General features: G+C 67.2%; 2 protein-coding genes and 1 pseudogene. All 3 read right to left on the reverse strand.

From position 1 onward, the window contains the following. Positions 1–292: 292 nt before the first annotated feature. Positions 293–700, reverse strand: coding sequence for a hypothetical protein (locus tag NBW84_RS22095; protein ID WP_250287065.1), 408 nt, complete (start codon positions 698–700; stop codon positions 293–295). A gap of 49 nt (positions 701–749) precedes the next feature. Further along, positions 750–1,097 (reverse strand): annotated as a pseudogene (locus NBW84_RS24610) (toll/interleukin-1 receptor domain-containing protein); the annotation flags it as partial. After that, entirely contained in the window at positions 1,094–1,576 is a 483-nt protein-coding gene (locus NBW84_RS22100) for a hypothetical protein (RefSeq protein WP_250287068.1), read from the reverse strand. The pseudogene NBW84_RS24610 and the gene NBW84_RS22100, both read right to left, overlap by 4 nt. Positions 1,577–1,611: the final 35 nt, after the last annotated feature.

Consider the following 1,611-nt stretch of genomic DNA (forward strand, 5'->3'; position numbering starts at 1 on the left):
GCCAGCACCGTAATGACGTCGTAATCAAGAAGAAGATCGACGCTGTCGCTTGCCTGTTCTCCGTCGCCACCATGGCTGGGGCGGCGTTCGCGGCTGTGCCGCCGGCGGCGTCCCGCGGGGGACTCGACCCAGCCCCGGTATGGGCGCGTCCGGGTCGAGTGGCTGGTACGCGGGATCCAGCTCGGCGAGCTCGCCGAGCTCGAACCTCCGGAGCTTGACCGCCCACCACAGCAGTGGACGGACGTCCCCACCGGAGGTCTTGTACTTCCCATCCGGCAGGACGGTGGCCCATTCACCATCCGGAAGGGGATGGAGGGCGGCGGATCTCCTCCGCCGCCGGCTTTCCGAGATGAACCAGTTCGGAGCCCACCCACGGGTCCATGGGCCGGTAGACCGGTTCAATGATCTTTTCGCGGAAAGTGGTCACTACGTCCAAGCCCGGCGTTTCGACGCTGACCGCGACCGGCCAGCGTCGCCGCTCCCCGTCGCGCTGGCCGTCCATGCTCACATACGGCATGCCCCCGCCGCGGGTGATCTGCTCGACGAGGGCGTCCGGGTAGCGTGACCGGCAGGCCTGGGTGACGAGGTCCAGCAGACGGTCGGTCAGCTGCTCGTCGTCCGGCCCCGGATACGCTGGGGGCGACCCGCCGCCAGCGGCCGTACCGGGATAGAGTTGGTGGGGCCGTGGGCAGCTTTTCACCGTTGATGGCCGCGCCCAGCCCGGTCAGCAGCGCATGCCGGGCCTCGGCGGCGGAGCGGTCCACCAGGCTGATTCGGCCGAACGGCCGCATCAGTGACGGCATCTCGCAGGCGGCGACCCGGACAGGGATCAGCTTCCGGTCTCCCCTGACCGCGTCGGCGAGGGCGGCGGTCAGCTCGACGCCGCACCATCTCGAGCCTTCGTAGGCCGGGGAGAGAATCGCGAGTACGCAGGTGGCGGCGGTGAGCTCCGCGTTGATCCAGCCGACAAAGCTGCTGCCGGGGACCGAGTGCCAGGCCTGCAGCCGGGGCCGGTAGCCGGCCTCCCGCAGTTGCCAGGCGATCCACACCGCCCACGGTTCGTCCACTTCGGTGTAGCTGATAAAAACCGTGACTATGCTGTCGCCTGTTGTGACTTCGGTATCGGTACGTCCCCCGCGCTCACCGCCTCATGATGGCAGCTGCTTTTCCGTGAGTGGCCCACCGCCCCGGCCGGCCACTCACCGTAGAGCAGAAGATGCGCATCATAACCGTTGATGCCTGGGGGCACCGGCAAACCAGCAGGCCAGGTCAGGGAGCAGGCAAACTTGCCTTGTAGGGCGAATTGACTGATGTGGCCAAAGGGCTTCTGAAGGCAATAAGATCTTGGATGGACGCTGCCGTGGGCTTCGGGTCCTGTCTCGTCCGAGAGCACCGGGTCACGACCAGCTGTCTCACGTGACTTGACAGCTTCCGGCGGGATTGCCACCGACAGGATGGTACTGTCGATGCCGAACTCGGCGGCCGCGCCAGGGTCCGTGACGAAGTCGAAGGTGCGCCACGGGCCGGTGAGCACACCTACCCGCGTTCCGTACAGTTCGACGGCCAGGTCAGCCATCCCCGTCCCGGGGTGTGATCGTCGCGGTCAGTTCG

It is taken from the genome of Protofrankia sp. CiP1_Cm_nod2, from assembly GCF_920664355.1.
Classification (GTDB): Bacteria; Actinomycetota; Actinomycetes; order Frankiales; family Frankiaceae; genus Protofrankia.

Bases quoted from the DNA above. Each gene is read 5' to 3' on its own strand.
- NBW84_RS22100 (WP_250287068.1), bottom strand. From the start codon at position 1,576: ATGGCTGACCTGGCCGTCGAACTGTACGGAACGCGGGTAGGTGTGCTC.